The organism is Maricaulis maris, from assembly GCF_036322705.1.
GTDB lineage: Bacteria > Pseudomonadota > Alphaproteobacteria > Caulobacterales > Maricaulaceae > Maricaulis > Maricaulis maris_B.
In genome coordinates this window covers 827167-843351 of the sequence record NZ_AP027270.1, presented here as the reverse complement: position 1 = coordinate 843351, position 16185 = coordinate 827167, and the positions used below count along the sequence as shown (strand labels likewise).

General features: G+C 63.7%; 15 protein-coding genes and 1 tRNA gene. 7 read left to right on the top strand and 9 right to left on the bottom strand.

Annotation, left to right across the window (positions count from 1 at the left end; all coding sequences use genetic code 11):
• Positions 1 to 11: 11 nt before the first annotated feature.
• From AAA969_RS03780 to AAA969_RS03770, 3 genes are all read left to right on the top strand, one after another.
• Positions 12 to 800 carry an NAD kinase gene (locus AAA969_RS03780; RefSeq protein WP_425325029.1) on the top strand — a complete coding sequence of 263 codons (789 nt, stop codon included), beginning with the start codon at positions 12 to 14 and terminating at the stop codon, positions 798 to 800.
• Positions 801 to 873: 73 nt separating this feature from the next.
• Entirely contained in the window at positions 874 to 1332 is a 459-nt protein-coding gene (locus AAA969_RS03775; protein WP_338243799.1) for a response regulator, read from the top strand.
• An 11-nt stretch (positions 1333 to 1343) separates the two neighbouring features.
• Positions 1344 to 1841 (top strand): Hpt domain-containing protein, encoded by a 498-nt coding sequence (locus AAA969_RS03770; protein WP_338243796.1) that lies wholly within the window; start codon positions 1344 to 1346, stop codon positions 1839 to 1841.
• A gap of 84 nt (positions 1842 to 1925) precedes the next feature.
• Here AAA969_RS03770 and AAA969_RS03765 read toward each other — a convergent pair whose 3' ends face one another.
• Both AAA969_RS03765 and AAA969_RS03760 read right to left on the bottom strand, forming a co-directional pair.
• The gene (locus AAA969_RS03765) at positions 1926 to 3062 is read right to left on the bottom strand and encodes a DUF2336 domain-containing protein (RefSeq protein ID WP_338243794.1); all 1137 of its coding nucleotides are present in this window, start codon (positions 3060 to 3062) and stop codon (positions 1926 to 1928) included.
• Between the two features lie 84 nt (positions 3063 to 3146).
• The gene (locus AAA969_RS03760; RefSeq protein WP_338243792.1) at positions 3147 to 4004 is read right to left on the bottom strand and encodes a hypothetical protein; all 858 of its coding nucleotides are present in this window, start codon (positions 4002 to 4004) and stop codon (positions 3147 to 3149) included.
• Between the two features lie 208 nt (positions 4005 to 4212).
• On the opposite strand from AAA969_RS03760, the gene AAA969_RS03755 reads away from it, so the two are divergent.
• Positions 4213 to 4734 (top strand): DUF6491 family protein, encoded by a 522-nt coding sequence (locus AAA969_RS03755; protein WP_338243790.1) that lies wholly within the window; start codon positions 4213 to 4215, stop codon positions 4732 to 4734.
• Between the two features lie 92 nt (positions 4735 to 4826).
• Here AAA969_RS03755 and AAA969_RS03750 read toward each other — a convergent pair.
• Positions 4827 to 4903 (bottom strand) — tRNA-His (locus tag AAA969_RS03750).
• 158 nt (positions 4904 to 5061) lie between these two features.
• The gene (locus tag AAA969_RS03745; protein ID WP_338243787.1) at positions 5062 to 5739 is read right to left on the bottom strand and encodes a M48 family metallopeptidase; all 678 of its coding nucleotides are present in this window, start codon (positions 5737 to 5739) and stop codon (positions 5062 to 5064) included.
• Positions 5740 to 5991: 252 nt separating this feature from the next.
• Between AAA969_RS03745 and AAA969_RS03740 the strand changes: the two genes are divergently transcribed.
• The 3 genes from AAA969_RS03740 to phhA all read left to right on the top strand — a co-directional run bounded on the left by AAA969_RS03740 (position 5992) and on the right by phhA (position 10488).
• Entirely contained in the window at positions 5992 to 8106 is a 2115-nt protein-coding gene (locus AAA969_RS03740) for an AsmA family protein (RefSeq protein ID WP_338243785.1), read from the top strand.
• Positions 8107 to 8209: 103 nt separating this feature from the next.
• Entirely contained in the window at positions 8210 to 9442 is a 1233-nt protein-coding gene (locus AAA969_RS03735) for a beta/gamma crystallin-related protein (protein ID WP_338243783.1), read from the top strand.
• Between the two features lie 164 nt (positions 9443 to 9606).
• Positions 9607 to 10488: a phenylalanine 4-monooxygenase gene (gene phhA / locus AAA969_RS03730; protein ID WP_338243781.1), complete on the top strand. Its 882-nt coding sequence runs from the start codon at positions 9607 to 9609 to the stop codon at positions 10486 to 10488.
• 22 nt (positions 10489 to 10510) lie between these two features.
• On the opposite strand, the gene AAA969_RS03725 is transcribed toward phhA, so the two are convergent.
• The 5 genes from AAA969_RS03725 to AAA969_RS03705 all read right to left on the bottom strand — a co-directional run bounded on the left by AAA969_RS03725 (position 10511) and on the right by AAA969_RS03705 (position 16140).
• Entirely contained in the window at positions 10511 to 10942 is a 432-nt protein-coding gene (locus AAA969_RS03725) for a response regulator (RefSeq protein ID WP_338243779.1), read from the bottom strand.
• 99 nt (positions 10943 to 11041) lie between these two features.
• Positions 11042 to 12382: an N-succinylarginine dihydrolase gene (gene astB, locus AAA969_RS03720; RefSeq protein WP_338243776.1), complete on the bottom strand. Its 1341-nt coding sequence runs from the start codon at positions 12380 to 12382 to the stop codon at positions 11042 to 11044.
• A 2-nt stretch (positions 12383 to 12384) separates the two neighbouring features.
• On the bottom strand, positions 12385 to 13833 hold the full coding sequence (gene astD / locus AAA969_RS03715) for a succinylglutamate-semialdehyde dehydrogenase (protein WP_338243774.1): 1449 nt from the start codon (positions 13831 to 13833) through the stop codon (positions 12385 to 12387).
• A 4-nt stretch (positions 13834 to 13837) separates the two neighbouring features.
• Entirely contained in the window at positions 13838 to 14854 is a 1017-nt protein-coding gene (locus tag AAA969_RS03710; RefSeq protein ID WP_338243772.1) for an arginine N-succinyltransferase, read from the bottom strand.
• 20 nt (positions 14855 to 14874) lie between these two features.
• Positions 14875 to 16140, bottom strand: a complete 1266-nt coding sequence (locus AAA969_RS03705) for a hydrolase (RefSeq protein WP_338243770.1) — start codon at positions 16138 to 16140, stop codon at positions 14875 to 14877.
• Positions 16141 to 16185: the final 45 nt, after the last annotated feature.

Below are 16185 nucleotides of genomic sequence, written 5' to 3'. Positions count from 1 at the left end.
GAACCTGTTTCATCAGGTTTTCCTTCGAGCCCGCCATCACCGCCTCCCTCGCCTTCCTTGCCAGCCCCCGACCTGAGGCCAAAGCCGCGAAAGCGCGCTTGGAACAGGTCTATGGACATGTCCCCATCGAAGAAGCCGAGATCATTGTCGCGCTCGGCGGCGACGGGCTGATGCTGGATGCACTCCACCTGTCGATCAAGACCGGCGCACGCGTCTACGGCATGAATTTCGGCTCTGTCGGCTTTCTCATGAACGAGTTCCGCGAAGACGGGCTGACCGAGCGGCTGGCGCGGGCCGAACGCGCCCGGATCCACCCGCTGCGCGCCATCGGCGAGGATATCCATTGCAAACCGTTCGAGGCCTTGGCCATCAACGAGGTCTCGCTCCTGCGCGAAACCCGTCAGACGGCGAAGATCAAGATCACCATCGATGGCAAGAGCCGGATGGCGGAGCTTCAGGCGGACGGGGTGATGGTCGCCACGCCGGCCGGCTCGACCGCCTATAACCTGTCCGCCCATGGTCCGATCCTGCCGCTCAACTCCAAGGTCCTTGCGCTGACGCCGATCAGCGCCTTTCGGCCGCGACGCTGGCGCGGTGCCCTGCTCCCTCACAACATCAAGGTTGGCTTCGAAATCATGGAGCCGTCACGCCGGCCGGTCTCGGCCGTTGCCGACAATCAGGAGTTCCGGGAAGTCGCTCGGGTTGATGTCGTGGAAGCCCAGGACGTGGTTCTCACCATGCTGTTCGACCCGGGCCGCGACCTGGCCGAACGCATTCTGGTCGAGCAGTTTGAAAACTGACCGGATTTAGGCTGGCGTTAAGCAAGCCGCGCTAGTCTTCCGATACGACAGATTCGAGCAAGCCGAGCCCGAGATGAGCGACTTCGCGCTGGACGAGACATTATCGCGACTCACCATTCTGCTGGTGGACGACAGCGCGGCCCTTCGCGGCGCGCTGCGGGTTTCCCTGCAGGCCTTCGGCTGCGGCCGGGTCATCGAGACCGATACCGTCGAGCGCGCGCTGGATGTGCTCCGGGCCAAGCCGGTCGACCTGCTCATCACGGATTGGAAGATGAAGCCCCGCGACGGGATCGATCTGGTGCGGACGCTTCGCGACCGCCATGCCAGCCCGGCACCGAACCTGCCGGTGATCATGCTTTCAGCCTATACCGAGGACGATCGCATTCGACAGGCCCGCCAGACGGGGGTCGATGCCTTTCTGACCAAACCTTTCACGGCAGCCAATCTCGCACAGACCCTGCGCGAAACGCTCTGTGTCACTTCCCACGCACGTGTCGGCGCTCCTGATGCCCCGCTCGCGACTGCCAGCTAAGAGGACGTCTCATGGCCAATAACAAGGATGTGGAGGTCATCTCCGCCCCGAACATGCTGCAGATCAAGGTTGGCGGCCCGGTCAGCCAAGGCGACCTGCACATGATCCAGAAAGCGGAAGAAGCGCTGAAGGATCTGCGTTCGGACTTCGGCCAATGGCTGGAGGAAGAAGTGGTCAAGCTCGAGGCGGCGGCCAAGCTCGTTCGCGAGACCGGGCTGAAAGGCGACGAGGGCGAGGCCCTCTTCGTCCGCGCCCACGACCTGCGCGGCCTCGGCACCACGTATGAGTTTCCGATCATTACGCGACTGGCCAAATCGCTGACCAAGATGATCGACATGCCGGAAAAGCGGCAGAAGGCTCCGCTCGGACTCGCCCTCGCCCATGTCGGCGCCATCCGGGCCGCGCTGTCGCAGAATATCCGCGATGACAATGACCGCGTCGCCGCCGAGCTCGCGGACGAGCTGGAAAAGCAGACGACGGCCTTCTCCGAGCCCTGGAAAGACGACTGACCGCCCGAGGCTGTCACCCGACCCGATACAAAAAAGCCGGTGTCCTGCACCGGCTTTTTTCGTGTCTGATCGAAAGGGCTGCGACTAGCTGGCGACCTTCTGCAATCCGTCATCCTCGTCAAAGCGGCTGAGGACATAGTCGAGGTCTTCTTCCGGGATTCCCTGGAAGCGCGTAATCGCGCGCTCGGCCAAATTGCGGCGGAACTGCGCCCGCCCGGCCTCATCCTGCGGGACCTCCATGCCGTGATAGACATCCAGCGCGGCCCGAACCGCCGGGTAGAGCCGTGACGGCATGCCGGTCCGGTCATAGACCGCCCGCAGACCCAGCGGTCCGGCATCGTGGACCAGAAGCCAGGCGCGCGAGTGAGTCACACCGGCCAGCTCGGCAAAGGCATGTTCGACAAATTCAATGTGCCCGCGCAGTAGCGCCCGCAGTATCAGCGAGGGCGTCAGCCGGCTGTTGAGCCGCAATTGCTGAACGAAATGCTTGGGGTCATGCGCCAGGCCGGCCTGGTCGACGAGATCAAGCGTGGCCCGCTCGCGCGCGCCCTCGGACAGCTCGACGGCGAGCTGCGGCGGCAAGGCATGGGATTTCACAAGGCGGTTGAGGGCCACATCACTGACATGGGCGATCAGACGCTCTGTCACGCTCAGTGGCAGGTGCGAGCGAGCCACGAAGGCATCCATCACACCACTGCTCTCGCAGAACTCCGCGAAAGCGCGCTGATAGGCGGCATCATCGAATTCGGCACCATTATTCGATGCCGCGATGGAGACCGCCGCCTCGTCACGACTGTCGAGCAGCTCGTGAACGACAATTGGCGCCACGTGCTCGCGACCGGCAATGGCACAACGCTTTGCCGTGTCAGCCGACTGCAGGACTGACAACAGGTCCTCATCGGTCAGGACGGGCGATGATTCCAGAACGGGCGTTGCGACACTGTCGACATCCTCGGCCAGCTTGCGGGCGACATCGCGCGGCAGATTGGGTGACTGGCGCAGCGTGATGGCCATCGCGCGCCGGACCAGCTCGGCCGCATCGCGGGAAATCACATCGAGAATGTCGCGCGCGGCGGTCCGCTCGGCTTCGGTCAGGGATGCCGAATCCATGCGACGGCAGATCTTGCGAGCCGCCATCGCCCGCGTCTCATCATTCTCGCCCTTCACCAGACGGCGGATATCCTCGTTTGTCAGGCGATTACGAAGGGCAACGACACTCATCGGGCTTCCGATTCAAAGGTTGTTCATTCGGCCAAATCTTGACGAAACATGCTTAACGAAAGCTTGCCGACGACAGGGCCGGGTTTACGAATTCCGCCCACGAGCGCTGCGTGGCGCCTCGAGGGAAGCAAGGATCTCCACCAGCGCGGGAGAGAGCTCGCCATTGCCAACTCGCAGATTGGAGCGCATCGCCGCGACCGACTGGATCACCGGCGACGGCCCCGAATATCCGCCCTCCGCAAGGCTCGGGATCGGTGTCGTCAGCATGTCGCCGACGGCCTGCACAGCAGTGGCACTTGCCATCTGCCGCGCCCCCGCACCGGACTGGCCGTGCGGACTGTCCTGACGGGTCAGGACAGCCAGGACCTCGCTGGTCGACCGGGGACGGTTCCCGTCGAAAAAGATCGGGCGATTGGCGCGGGCTGCTGCGGGAAACAGCGTATCGGCACGCTGGTCCGGACGATCCCGGGCCGCGCTGATCAGCTCGGCCGCACCGCCGGCTCCAAGGAAGTGTGCCGCATAGAGCTCGCCGCCGGATGCCGGACGGCCGATCCGCGACTCGATCACGCGGTTATTCTCGGCCGCGAGCTCGCCGGCCATGCGCGAGGCCGCGACCGCATCAAAGCGAAGGTCGAGGATTTCCTGGCGCCGGGACGGGTCTGCGACCACAAACCGGCCATTGGCATCCTGGCTGATCGCCTGGGCGGCGTCGCCATAACCATGATCGGCGCCGCGCCGGGCCAGAACCCCGAGCCAGGTCTGCTCGATAAACTGGAACATGCCGGCCGCACTCGATGTCCGCGCTTCAGCCCGCACATCGAAATTGCTTTCACGCGCCGCAGTATCAACCAGGAAGTTGAAATCCGTACCGGTTTCCTGCGCGGCCTGGCGAATGGCCCGCATGGTGAAGTCCTGGCTGCTGGTATCGACGGGGCTGACCACATCTGTCTCCGCGGGCGTGACGGCCGGTTGCTGGCGACTCACGGCATGCGAATCGCCTGCGCAGACTCGCAGAAACGTGGCTAACCCGGCGTTAACGCCGCTCGCAGCGCGCTTGCGTCACACCCTCGAAAGACCAATATTGGTTACGAGGGACGTCTGAACCGACACCAAGCCTCGAACCGGGGCACGACGAAGAAGGAGACGACGCATGACACGCCAGACCCGCAATCGATCCCGCAATCGATCCCGCAATCGATCCCGGATTCGTTACAGCCTTGCCGCCGCTCTCGGCGCCGCGACCCTGGTCGCGATGACAGCCGTGCCGACAGTCGCGGCGCAGCAGACGGATCCCGCGGCAACCACGGAACCGGCCGCCGAGGCGCCCCGGGAAACGGCCAGCCGAGACACGCCGCTACGCATCCGCAACGTTAATGGATATGCCGTGCTCGACCGCCAGCACCTGGTCCTGCGCGCCGGTGCCAGCCGCCGTTATCTGGTGACGCTCCAGCGCCGCTGTCTCGGGCTGCGCGGCAGCGCCGGAGTCGGCCTGAGCCTGCGCAACTTCAGCACCATCCACAACCCGCATTTCGAATATGTCGAGACCCGGGAGGACCGCTGCTATTTCGACACCATCGAAGCCGTCGAAAGCAATGACGAGGCGCGCGCCCTGATCGCGGCCCGCGCCGAAGCGGCGGAAGCCGCAGACGCCGATGCGGGCACAATGCGCTGACCCGACGGTCCTGCGCTGTCACCGAAGACGCCGGAAACAGGAAAGCCGACCCAAACGGGTCGGCTTTTTCTTTGCTCAGAAACCTGGGGAAATGGTACCGCCTTCCCGGATTGAACGGGAGACCTCTAGATCCACAATCTAGCGCTCTAACCAACTGAGCTAAGGCGGCACTCGGTATCACGATGCGTGTCCGGACTTCGCATCCGATCAGCTCGTAAGGCGCGGGAAACTAGCCTCCCCGCCCCCCTCTGGCAACCACCCTGTCAGGCGTTTTGCAGAGCGTGTTGCACACGTCCTGCACAAGGTCCCGACAGGCCCGACACCCGCCTATGCAGCGTAGCCGCGGTCACGGATATGGGCGCGCATCGCGGCGATCCGGTTCTCGTCCGACGGGTGCGTCGAGGCGAACTCGGCCGTGCGATGGTTGTTCGCCGACGACATACCGACCCAGAAATCCACCGCCTGACGCGCGTCATAACCGGCACCGACCATGTAATCGACACCCAGCCGGTCGGCCTCATATTCGTGCTCGCGCGAATAGGGCAGGATGACGCCATAGGTCACGCCCATGCCGAGCGCGGCGCCGATATCCTGGCTGTATTGGGCATATTCGGTCCCCGACGAGCCGATGGCACTGGCCAGAAGGCCGATGCCCATCTGCGCTGCCAGTTGCTGGCTGGCCCGCTCGGCCGAGTGGCGTCCGGCGATATGGCCAACCTCGTGCCCCATCACGGTCGCGACGTGATCATCAGTCTCCATGATGTCGAGAATGCCCTTGTAGAACCCCACCTTGCCATTGGGCAGAACCCAGGCGTTGACGGTGTCGCTGTCGAAAACGACGAACTCCCAATTGAGCTGGCTCTGTCCGGATGCCCGCACGATCCGGTCGCCGACCCGCTGCAGGCGGCGCTGATAGGACGGGTCGCGCAGCACACGCTCGCGCTGCAGGCTGTCTTGCCAGGCCTGTTCGGAGAGCTGGGCCAGCTGGCCGTCAGAGACCAGCATGAGCTGGCTTCTCCCCAGGGCCGCATTATCCGCGCAACCGGCAATGAAAGGCAGAACGGTTCCTGCCGCCAGACCCATGATCAACTCCCGGCGCCGGACCAGATCAGCTGGTGGTTTTGTGGACATCGCAATTCCCCCCTCGTGTGTTGACGCAATCAGCGATACCTTACCCCAGAGTGTTTTTCGCGTCTCGCCAAGAAAATGACGAAGACGCCTGCCAGTTTGATATTTCAGCTATTTCGGAGCCTCCCCATGAAAAGCCTCGGTCTCGCTCTCGGTCTGATAGTGGTCCTTCTGGTCGCCGCGATCTTCATCCTGCCCGCAGTGATTCCGGCCTCGACCTATCGCGAGCCGGTCGAGACCGCCGCCCGCGACGCCCTCAACCGTGAGGTATCGCTGGACGGCGACATCGCCTTGCAGATCTTCCCGCAACTGCAGATTCGGGCCAGCAATGTCTCGATCGCGAATGCCGAGGGCTTCGGAGAGGACGCGTTCGCCGAGATGCGGGAGATGCGGGTCGGCGTCCGGCTCATCCCGCTTCTCAGCCGTCGGGTCGAGATCACCGAATTCGTCCTCGTCGAGCCGACGATCCGGCTGGCACAGAATCGCCGCGGTAATAACTGGACCTTCACGCCGCCGGATGCTGCCGCCGCCGCGCCGTCAACCGAGGGCACCGGCTTTGTCCGCCGCGAAGGCGCTCTGCCGATCGAGGCCAGCTTCGGGGATGTCCGCATCGAGAACGGTGCGCTCTACTTCACCGATGGCAGCCAGTCGCGAGCCATTACCGGGCTCGACCTGTCGGTGGCCCTACCCTCGCTCGATACCGAAACCCGCGTGACCGGGGCCCTCAATGCTGACGGCCAGAGCCTCAGCTTCTCGGCCAATATCGGTTCGATCCGCGACTTCTTCGAAGGCCGCGAGACGCCGGTCATGGTGGGCCTCGGCGGCAATCTTGCTGATCTGAGCTTTGCCGGCCGCATCCTCGCCGGCGAAGCAATCGCCTATGATGGTGAGCTGGATGCCACAATCCCCTCTGTTCGTGCGTTGGCGGCGTTCGCCGGCGCGCCCCTGCCCGCCGGAGAGAATCTGGAACGCTTTCGCGCTGCTGGCCAGCTGAGCGGCGCCCCGGGTGAAATCAGCCTGAATGCCCGAACGCTGGCGCTGGACGCGATCTCCGGCTCGGGCAGTCTCGCCGTGAACCTGGCCGGCCAGCGGCCCATGATCAGCGGTGGACTGGTCCTGACAGAACTGGATGTGAACCCCTACCTGCCAACCGCAAACGACACCGCGGCCCCAACGTCGTCCGGCGGGATCCCGCCCTGGAGTGAGGCACCGATTGATCTGGCCGGTCTCGGGATCGTGGATGCCGACCTCAGCCTGTCTGTCGACCGCCTCCTCGTTCAGGCGATGGAAATCGGCAATGCCCGTTTGCGCGTCAACCTGCGCAATAGCCGGCTTGAGGTGAGGCTGGAAAATATCGCGCTTTACGAGGGCCAGGGCAGTGCAACGGTGGTGGCCAATAATCGTGGCCGCCAGCCCAGCTATTCCGTCGAGGCCCAACTGACCGGGCTCGATGCCGGCCCCTTCCTCGAAGCGGCTGCCGGTTTCGACAAGCTGCGCGGAACCGGTGCTCTCACCATCAACCTGCTGGCGGCCGGGCAATCACAGTCCGCGATCATGAACTCGCTCGGTGGCAGCGGTAATTTCAGTTTCGCGGATGGTGCCATCGTGGGCATCAACATTGCCGAGACCATCCGCAATGTGAGCCGTCTGGTCGGCGGCGGCGAGACTGACGGCGAGACGGCTGATGCCGACGCCGCCACCACCGGCGAAGAGCAAACCACCGATTTCTCGGCACTCACCGGCAGCTTCACCGTGGCGAACGGGCAAGTGTCCCAGCAGGATCTCCTGATGTTGTCTCCGCTCCTGCGCGTGACCGGCGCCGGGACCGTGAACCTGGCCGCACAGACGCTCGACTACCGGCTTCAACCGCGCGCCGTGGCCTCGATCCAGGGTCAGGGCGGCGAACGCGACCTGCGCGGCATCACGGTTCCGATTCGTCTGCGCGGCGGCTTCAACACCGTCTCGGTCGGCGTTGACACCGAGGCTGTTGGCCAGGCACTGCTACAGGGCGCCCTGAGCAATGCGCTTGGCAGCCAGGGAACAACCAATCCCCGGGATGCCCTGCGTGACGGGCTGCTCAATGCCATCGGGATCGGTCCGGAGGGCGAAGGTGATGCGGCGCCAGCCGGGGAAGAACCGGCAGTCCAACCCGATCCCGCCGAACAACTCCTGCGGGGCTTGCTGAACCAGCGGCGCAACCGGAACCAGCAGCCGGCAGAAGAGCCGGCCGGTGACCCGCAATAGACGCCGGATGAATGACCGATGAACCCGGCGTCCGGTCTGGGTTCAGGGACATCATGACAGGGTCGGGACATCTATTTCGAGACCCGCACAAGGGGAGACAGACATGAATATGAAGCGTTTGGGACAGGCCGCACTCAGCCTTGTGCTGACAGGCTTGGCAGGACAGGCCGCGGCCCAGTCCATCATCCTCTATGCGGATACGAACTTCCGCGGCGCCGAGGTCCGGGTGACCGGCGATGTGCGTAATCTGGATTCCGTGCGTTTCAATGATCGCGCCTCCTCATTCCGCATCGTCTCTGGCGAATGGGAGCTGTGTCAGCACGATGATTACAACGGCACCTGCGAGATCCATTCGTCCGACCAGGCCAGCATGGGCCGCATGAATGACCAGCTCACCTCCCTGCGGCCGCTCGTGCCCGGTGCCCCCGGACGCCCCGGGCGGCCTAGCGGCGGCAATTCCGGTCCGTCCCTGACATTTTTCTCCGGTCCCAACTACACGGGTCGGTCGGTGACGATCACCTCCAGCATCACCAATTTCCAGCAGATCGGATTCAACGACCAGGCGCGCTCGGTCCGTCATAGCGGCCGGCGGACCTGGATTGTTTGCCAGGACGCCAACTTCGAGGGCGCCTGCATGGAAGTCAGCGGTGACATCGCCAATATAGGCGGTGGCATGGGCGGCCAGATCAGCTCTGCCGAGCCCGATTATGACGGTCGTCCCAGTCGGCCCGGGCGTCCGGGCGGCGGCGGGAATGTGCCGCGGTCCGGTGTCTTCCTCTACGATGGCGTGAGCTTTGGCGGGCAACGCGTGGATGTCGACTCTGACATCAGCAATCTGAGCCGCCTCGGCTTCAATGACCGCGCCGAAAGCCTGGTCGTGGCACGCGGCGAGACCTGGATCGTCTGCGACGACGAAGGCTTCACCGACAGCTGTCAACGCGTCGAGGGCGAAGTCAGCGATCTATCCCGCCTCGGGCTGCGCAACCGGATCACCTCGCTGCGCCGCGTTGATGACAGCTGGGGCGCACCGGGTGGCGGTTATCCTGGGCCGGGAGGCCCGGGTGGCGACATTCGTGGCGGCGTCCGCGGGGTAAACAGCCTCTTCTTCGCCCGCCCGGAGATCAACGGCTATGCGGTGGACCGCTGCCTCGGCGGCTATGGCGGAGGCTGCGACCAGAGCGCCGCGGACCGCATGTGCCAGGCTTCGGGCATGCGGCGTGCCGCCTACTACAGCGTCGACCGCTATAATCGGGCCCGGACCTGGTTCCTTGGCGACAACCGCGCCTGCACGTCAGGACAGTGCGCGCCCCTCGTTGACGTCCTCTGTACGCAATAGGTCGATACCGGCTTGAAAACCGACGCCGCTCCCGAAAGGGGGCGGCGTTTTTCGTGCACCAAAGGCTGCAAGCGTCAGAGCTTGCTGTTGGGTCGGCGGCCGAAATGCCCTATGATAGTTACATATGAAACTAACTCGCCGTCAGGCGCGACCGGAGCCGACCCATGCCCGTGAATGATCCTGTGGTGGCGGAACAAAGCCCCGCTGCCGATTTTACCATTGACCAGAAGTGGGACCGCTATTCTGCCGAGGAGCACGCCATCTGGACGACGCTGTACGAGCGCCAGATGAAAGTCCTGAAGGGACGCGCGGCACCCGAGCATTTTGCCGGCCTCGACATGCTCAATCTCAATGAGGGCGGCATTCCGGATTTTCGCCGGGTCAATGAGAAGCTCGAGAAGCTGACCGGCTGGACCGTTGTCACCGTGCCGGGCCTGATACCGGAAAAGGATTTCTACGAGCACCTGGCCAACCGCCGCTTTGTCTCCGGCCGTTTCATTCGCGATGGCGAAAAACTGGACTATCTGCCGGAGCCCGACATTTTCCATGACGTCTTCGGTCATGTGCCGCTGCTCACCCAACCGGTTTTTGCGGATTACATGCAGGCCTATGGCGAAGGCGGGCTTCGCTCACTGCAGTTCGATGCGATCAAGCACATGGCGCGGCTGTACTGGTACACGGTGGAATTCGGGCTGATCAACACGCCGGAAGGACGCCGGATCTATGGCGCCGGGATCGTCTCCTCCCGGGCCGAATCGATTTTCAGCCTCGAAGCCCGCTCCCCCAATCGCCTGCACTTCGATCTCGAGCGCATCATGCGGACCGACTACCGCTATGACGACTTCCAGCAGAGCTATTTTGTCATCGACAGTTATGAGGAGCTGATGGAGGCCACCTACGCCGACTTCGCCCCCATATACGAGCGTCTTCCCGGCCTGTCCGAGTACAAGCCGTCGGATCTCACCGATCGTGACAAGGTCTATTCACGCGGGAGCCAGGCATACGCCAAGGCAGGCGGCCTGCCGGGCAAGGCTGAGGCTGTCTGAGGACAGCCCGGCCGAGTTGAACTCAGCTCAGGACCGGGCTGACCCGTCCCTCCGCCACTTCAGCGAGGCGGACGGTTCCCGTCTTGGCAAGTGCATCAACCAGTTTCTGCCGGGATACCGGTTTCACGATGTAGAAGGAGGCGCCCGCCGCGCGGCACTTCTCTTCCATCTCGGGATTGCGGGCGCCGGAATAAACGCCAATGGCGCCGCCCCCGAGACGTGACTGGGTATCCGCGATGAAACGGATCGCATCGCTTCCGGCAAGGCTGAGATCGCAGAGCACGAGGACAGGGCCTCCGCCAAGCCCATCCAAATGCTTCAGCGCATCCTCGGGACGCGTGAAGCCATTGAATGTAAAATCAATTCCAGCGTCCTCAAGATCCGCCCGGAACAGGAAGTGCTCGTCCGGATCATCGTCCACCAGAATGACAGAAACAGACCTGACCTCAGACAAATGCGTCCTCCCCGACGAATTGAAGGCGGCAAACTATCACGAAAATTGTGTTTGTGTAGGCCAGTTCAGAATAGGATTATTCCGCCCGGATCCCTGCCGTCAGACGCGTTGGAATGGATAGAAATCCGGACCCAATCCAAGAATTTGCGTCAACGCATCCAGCGCCGCCCGCGACTCCACCATCAAGGCGGGGTCACCCAGCTCGTCCGGAGACAGCCGATCGCGGTAATGCTTTGAAGCCCAGACGGTCAGCTGATCATGCAAGGCGTCCGTCATCAACGCGGCCGGCGTAACAGCGGCGCGCTCTTCCGGTGTCAGCACGACACGCAGCCGGAGGCAGGCCGGTCCGCCACCATTGCGCATGGACTGACGGACATCGACAAACTCGACCCGGCCGATCGGCCCGTTGCCGGCCACCATCGCCGCGCAATAGCCCCGCGTGGTTTCGGTCTCCTCGGTTTCCTTGGGGGCAATCAGCGCGAGGCGATCCTCACCGGGCCACTCCAGAAGCTGCGAGTTGAAGAGGTAGGAGGTGATCGCATCACCGATCGGAACCTCGGCCTCGGGGACCTCGACGAACACGGGCTCGAACAGACCGTTGGCAGCCCGCCGGATGGCCTCGAGGGCGCCATGCCTGTCCTCGAAGGCAAGCTCGTGGAAGAACAGCGTGGTCCGGGTTCCCACACACACGACATCATTGTGGAAGGCACCGGCATCAATGGCGGCCTGCGACTGGCGCAGGAAGACGCAGCGCTTGGGATCGAGACCGTGCGACCGGGCCACGGCCTGACACGCTTCCAGTGTCTGCCGGGCCGGGAAGGCCCCCGCCCAGCTCTCACCGGCAGACCGGCCATAGACGAAAATCTCGACCCCTTCGCCGCCCTGCTCGGCGCACAGCCGGACATGATTGGCCGCGCCCTCGTCGGCGAAATCCGCCTGCATCGGCAAGGGATCGTGAACCGAGAACCGGGAGGTGTCGGCAAAGGCCCAGGACAGGCTGCGTTGCGTCTGCCGACCCTCGATCGAGCGGTGTAGCGTGGTGAGGAGATTGGCCGGCGTAAAATGAACACGGCCATCGGCTGTGTCGGCCGAGGGTGAGACAGTCGCCGCATTTGCCGCCCACATCGGCGAGGCAGAGCTCGCCTTGCGCACCAGGCCCGGCGCCTGCTTCCAGGCCGCCTCCACGACCTGGGCGTCACTGCCGGAGAAGCCGGCGCGGCGTAGGAGCGGCAGGAAGGGGCGCTCGTGTGGTGGCAAAAGGCCCTGAACCAGCCCGGCATCGGCCAGCCGCTTCATCTTGGTCAGACCTTCCAGCACGCCTTGGCGCGGCGAGGAGACCAGCCCGCCATTCCTGGCGCTCGCCAGATTGCCGTCAGAGAGACCACCATAATTATGGGTCGGCCCGATCAGGCCATCAAAATTGGCTTCCTGCGCGAACATGCTCAATCAACCCCTTTGACGGCCATGCGCTCCGGCGTTCGAGCCGCCTGCGTCGCAACCGGATAGGCGCAATAATCGGCGGCGTAATAGGCGCTCGGCCGCAGATTGCCGGATTGACCCGGTCCACCGAAGGGCATGTTCGACGCCGCGCCGCAGGTCGGTCGGTTCCAATTGACGATGCCGGCACGGCTCTCGACCCAGAAGCGGTCCCACAGGGCTTCGTCGTCAGACACGAGACCGGACGACAGACCATAGGCCGTCTTGTTGGCCGCCGCGATCGCCTCATCGAAACTGGCCACGCGAGTGACCTGGATAAGCGGCCCGAAGACTTCTTCATCCGGGGCATCGATGCCGGTCACGTCGAGCAGTCCGGGTCGGACGAAGGCATCGCCCAGCTCGGTAACCCGTGCGACTTCAAGCAGAGGCTGGGCACCGCGACGAACGAGGTCACTCTGGGCATCCAGCACAGACTGGGCGGCCCGGGCAGAGACCAGCGGACCGATGAAGGGCTCTTCATCCGCGTCCCAGCGATCAATGGTCAGCTGGCCAGCGATGCGGATGATGGCCGCTATGACAGCCTCCCCGAATGCCCCCTCGGGCAGGATCAGGCGGCGCGCACAGGAACAGCGTTGACCGGCTGTGACATAGGCAGAATGCACCGCGATACGGGCCGCCGCCTCAGCGTCAGCCGCGTCCCAGACCACAAGCGGGTTATTGCCGCCCATCTCCAGCGCCAGCTGGATACCGGTCCGGCCCGCAAACTTTTCGTGAATGAACTTGCCGGTTCCCCAGGCCCCGGTGAACAGGACGCCATCGAGCTCGGAATGGTCCAGCGCGGCAGCCCCGGTTTCGCGGGCGCCCTGCACCAGGTTCAGAACGCCGGCCGGGAGACCGGCGGCGTCCCAGGCCTTCACCATCGCTTCGCCCACACCGGGCGTGATCTCCGACGGTTTGAAAACGATCGTATTGCCGGCAATCAGCGCCGGAACGATATGACCATTGGGCAGGTGGCCGGGGAAATTATACGGCCCGAGGACGAGCATCACACCCAGCGGCTTATGGGCCAGACGTGCATAGCCGAACGCGGTTTCGGCTTCATGGCCTGATGTCCGCTCGGCATTGGCTTTCGCGGAGATGTCGATCTTGCCGATCATGGCGCCAGCCTCGGCCAGACCCTCCCAGCGTGGCTTTCCAGTCTCACGGGAGATCAGTTCGGCAATATCGGCCTTGCGTGCCTCGAGTTCAGCCTTGTAGCGCTCGACGATCGCGATGCGCTCGGCCACCGGGCGACGGCCCCAGGCGGAGAACGCCTGACGGGCGGCCTTGAACGCCGCATCGACATCAGCCGGTGTTGCGGTGTGCCCGGACCAGACCACGCTGTTGTCGGCCGGGTTGTGCGACATCAGCTCGCTGCCATTGCCCGTATGCCAGTCACCCTGGATGAAATTCATGATCCTACCTCTTGCGTCGCCAGAAACGGGCGCGATCGCCTTCGCGCAAATCGAGTGCCTGCATGGTGTCGTAGGACACGCCGACAACATCCCCGTCATCCACGACCTCGGCATAGCTGGTCCGGAAGTCGTCGAAACGATCTGACGAGAGAATACCGTCTGCGCCCCCTGTCGTGGTCGCGGCCCGAACCGTCACTTCACGGCTTTCGCGAAGCGTGCGGATGTTTTCGGTCCAGGTCGACACCAGCGGCCCGCCGTCGAAGATGTCGACATAGCGGTCATAGTGGAACCCTTCCCACTTCAGCAGATTATAGGCGCCCTCGCCGTCCTTGTGGGTCTTGCCGATGACAGCCCGCGCCGGCTCCGGGAGCAGATCGACATAAATCAGATGCTGCGGCCCGAGGTCGAGAATGAACTGGTTGTCGGTCGCCGCTGACAGTCGGTCGGCATCATCAAAGTCCATGCGGAAGAAGGGCCGCGAGACATGATCGAAGAAGGGCGAGGATCCATCGTCGTGGACGACGCCGCGCAGCTCGGCCAGCACCTTCTCGCCGAACCGGTTCGGCCCGGCCGCAATCAGCATGTAGCGAGACTGGGCAACCAGTCGACCGGCCCCGCTGCCGCGACCGGCCTCGGACACGAACAGCGTCCCGACCTCGGATGCGCCGGCAAAGTCATTGACCAGCAACATCGCGTCCATGTCGAAACGGCGGTCGGCTTCGGTCGAATGCTGAGCAAGCGTCATGATCTTGAAATCCCAATAGGGTTTCGAGACGCCCACCATGGCCTTCACGGCCGAGCAGCCGACAATCCGGCCGGTTTCCGTATCTTCCAGCATCAGCTGGTAGGTATCTTCTGTCTGGGTTTCGCCGGGACCGGCGAACGCGGCCTCTGACTTTACCAGGCGCTCCTCGAGCACCTCCGGCGGCACGGCGAGCGAGGTGAAGCCCGTTCCGGCTTCCTCTGCGAGCCGGACGAGCGCATCCAGATCCGACCGTTTGGCCGCACGTACGATCAGCATGATCTCTCCCCGATCACTCTTCAGCCCTGGCCCTTGGCCAGCGCCCGCGCTTCACGCGCATCAAATTGGCCCTGCGCAAACTTCATCAGCATGATGGCCGAAAGTTTCGCTCGCTCGCTGAAGCTGGACAGCTTGACGATCTCGCGATCGGAATGGATGTCGGCACCGCGCACCCCGAGCGTATCGACATTGGGACACCCGGCTGCCCAGAGATTATTGCCCTCACACACGCCGCCGGTGTCCTGCCACCGGATATCGAGTCCCAGCGCTGATCCGGCCGCTTTCGTCCACTCAAACATTTTCGCATTGGCCGGTGACATAGGCTTGGGTGGGCGGGTGAAGCCCCCGTGCAACTCGGCCTCGATACCGTCGCGAACCCGGATCTCGTCAACGAGGCGCTCGAGTTCAGCGTCGACCCAGACCCGGTCATTCTCCGTTTTCACCCGCACATTGAAGCGAACGACGGCATTGTCGGGCACAACATTCGGCGGGCCACCACCGTCAATGCGAGCCAGATTGAACGTCACATCGGGACGTTTGCCGTTGAGCTGGTCCAAGCCAAGCCCGAACTGGCAGGCCGCGGCCAAGGCGTTGCGGCCAAGATGATGCTCCCGTCCGGCATGGGCCGACTTGCCGGACACTTTCAGCGACCAGTTGCCTGATCCCTTGCGGGCGCCCGCCAGTGATCCGTCGGCAAGGGCCGGCTCATAGGTCATGCCAATGTCGGCGCCGGCGGCCAGCTCTGCGAGGATCGGACCGGAACCCAGCGAGCCGATCTCCTCATCCGGACTGATCAGCACATCAATGCCGATCTCGTCCTTCCATGGCGACCGCTGCAGTCCAAGAATACCGTGCAGCATCACGAGAATGCCGCCCTTCATGTCCGCCACGCCCGGCCCATTCAGCGTGTCATCATCCCAGAGCTCGGTGGTCTGGAAATGGCTGCCGGCCGGAAACACCGTGTCATGGTGACCGGTCATCACGATCCGGATCGGCGCCTGGGGCCGAATTCGGCAATGAAAGGATGGCGTAAACGCCTGCTCACGAACGGTACCGTCCGGATCGACAACAGTGGTCGGTGGCAGATCGATGGCGCTGATCTCACCACCGGTCTCGGCGAAGGCCCGTGCGAGCTCGGCCCGCATGATCTCGAGACCTTCCGCATTGCGGCTTCCCGAGTTGATCGCGGACCACGCCTTGACGGTTTCGATCATGCCGTCTGCCCGCGTATCGATCCAGTCGAGTACGGCGCGTTCGTCCGGATTAAGGTCCAGTTTGCTGTGCATGACCCAGTGATAGCCGTTTAAACGGGGCCGTCCACCCCCGGCCGA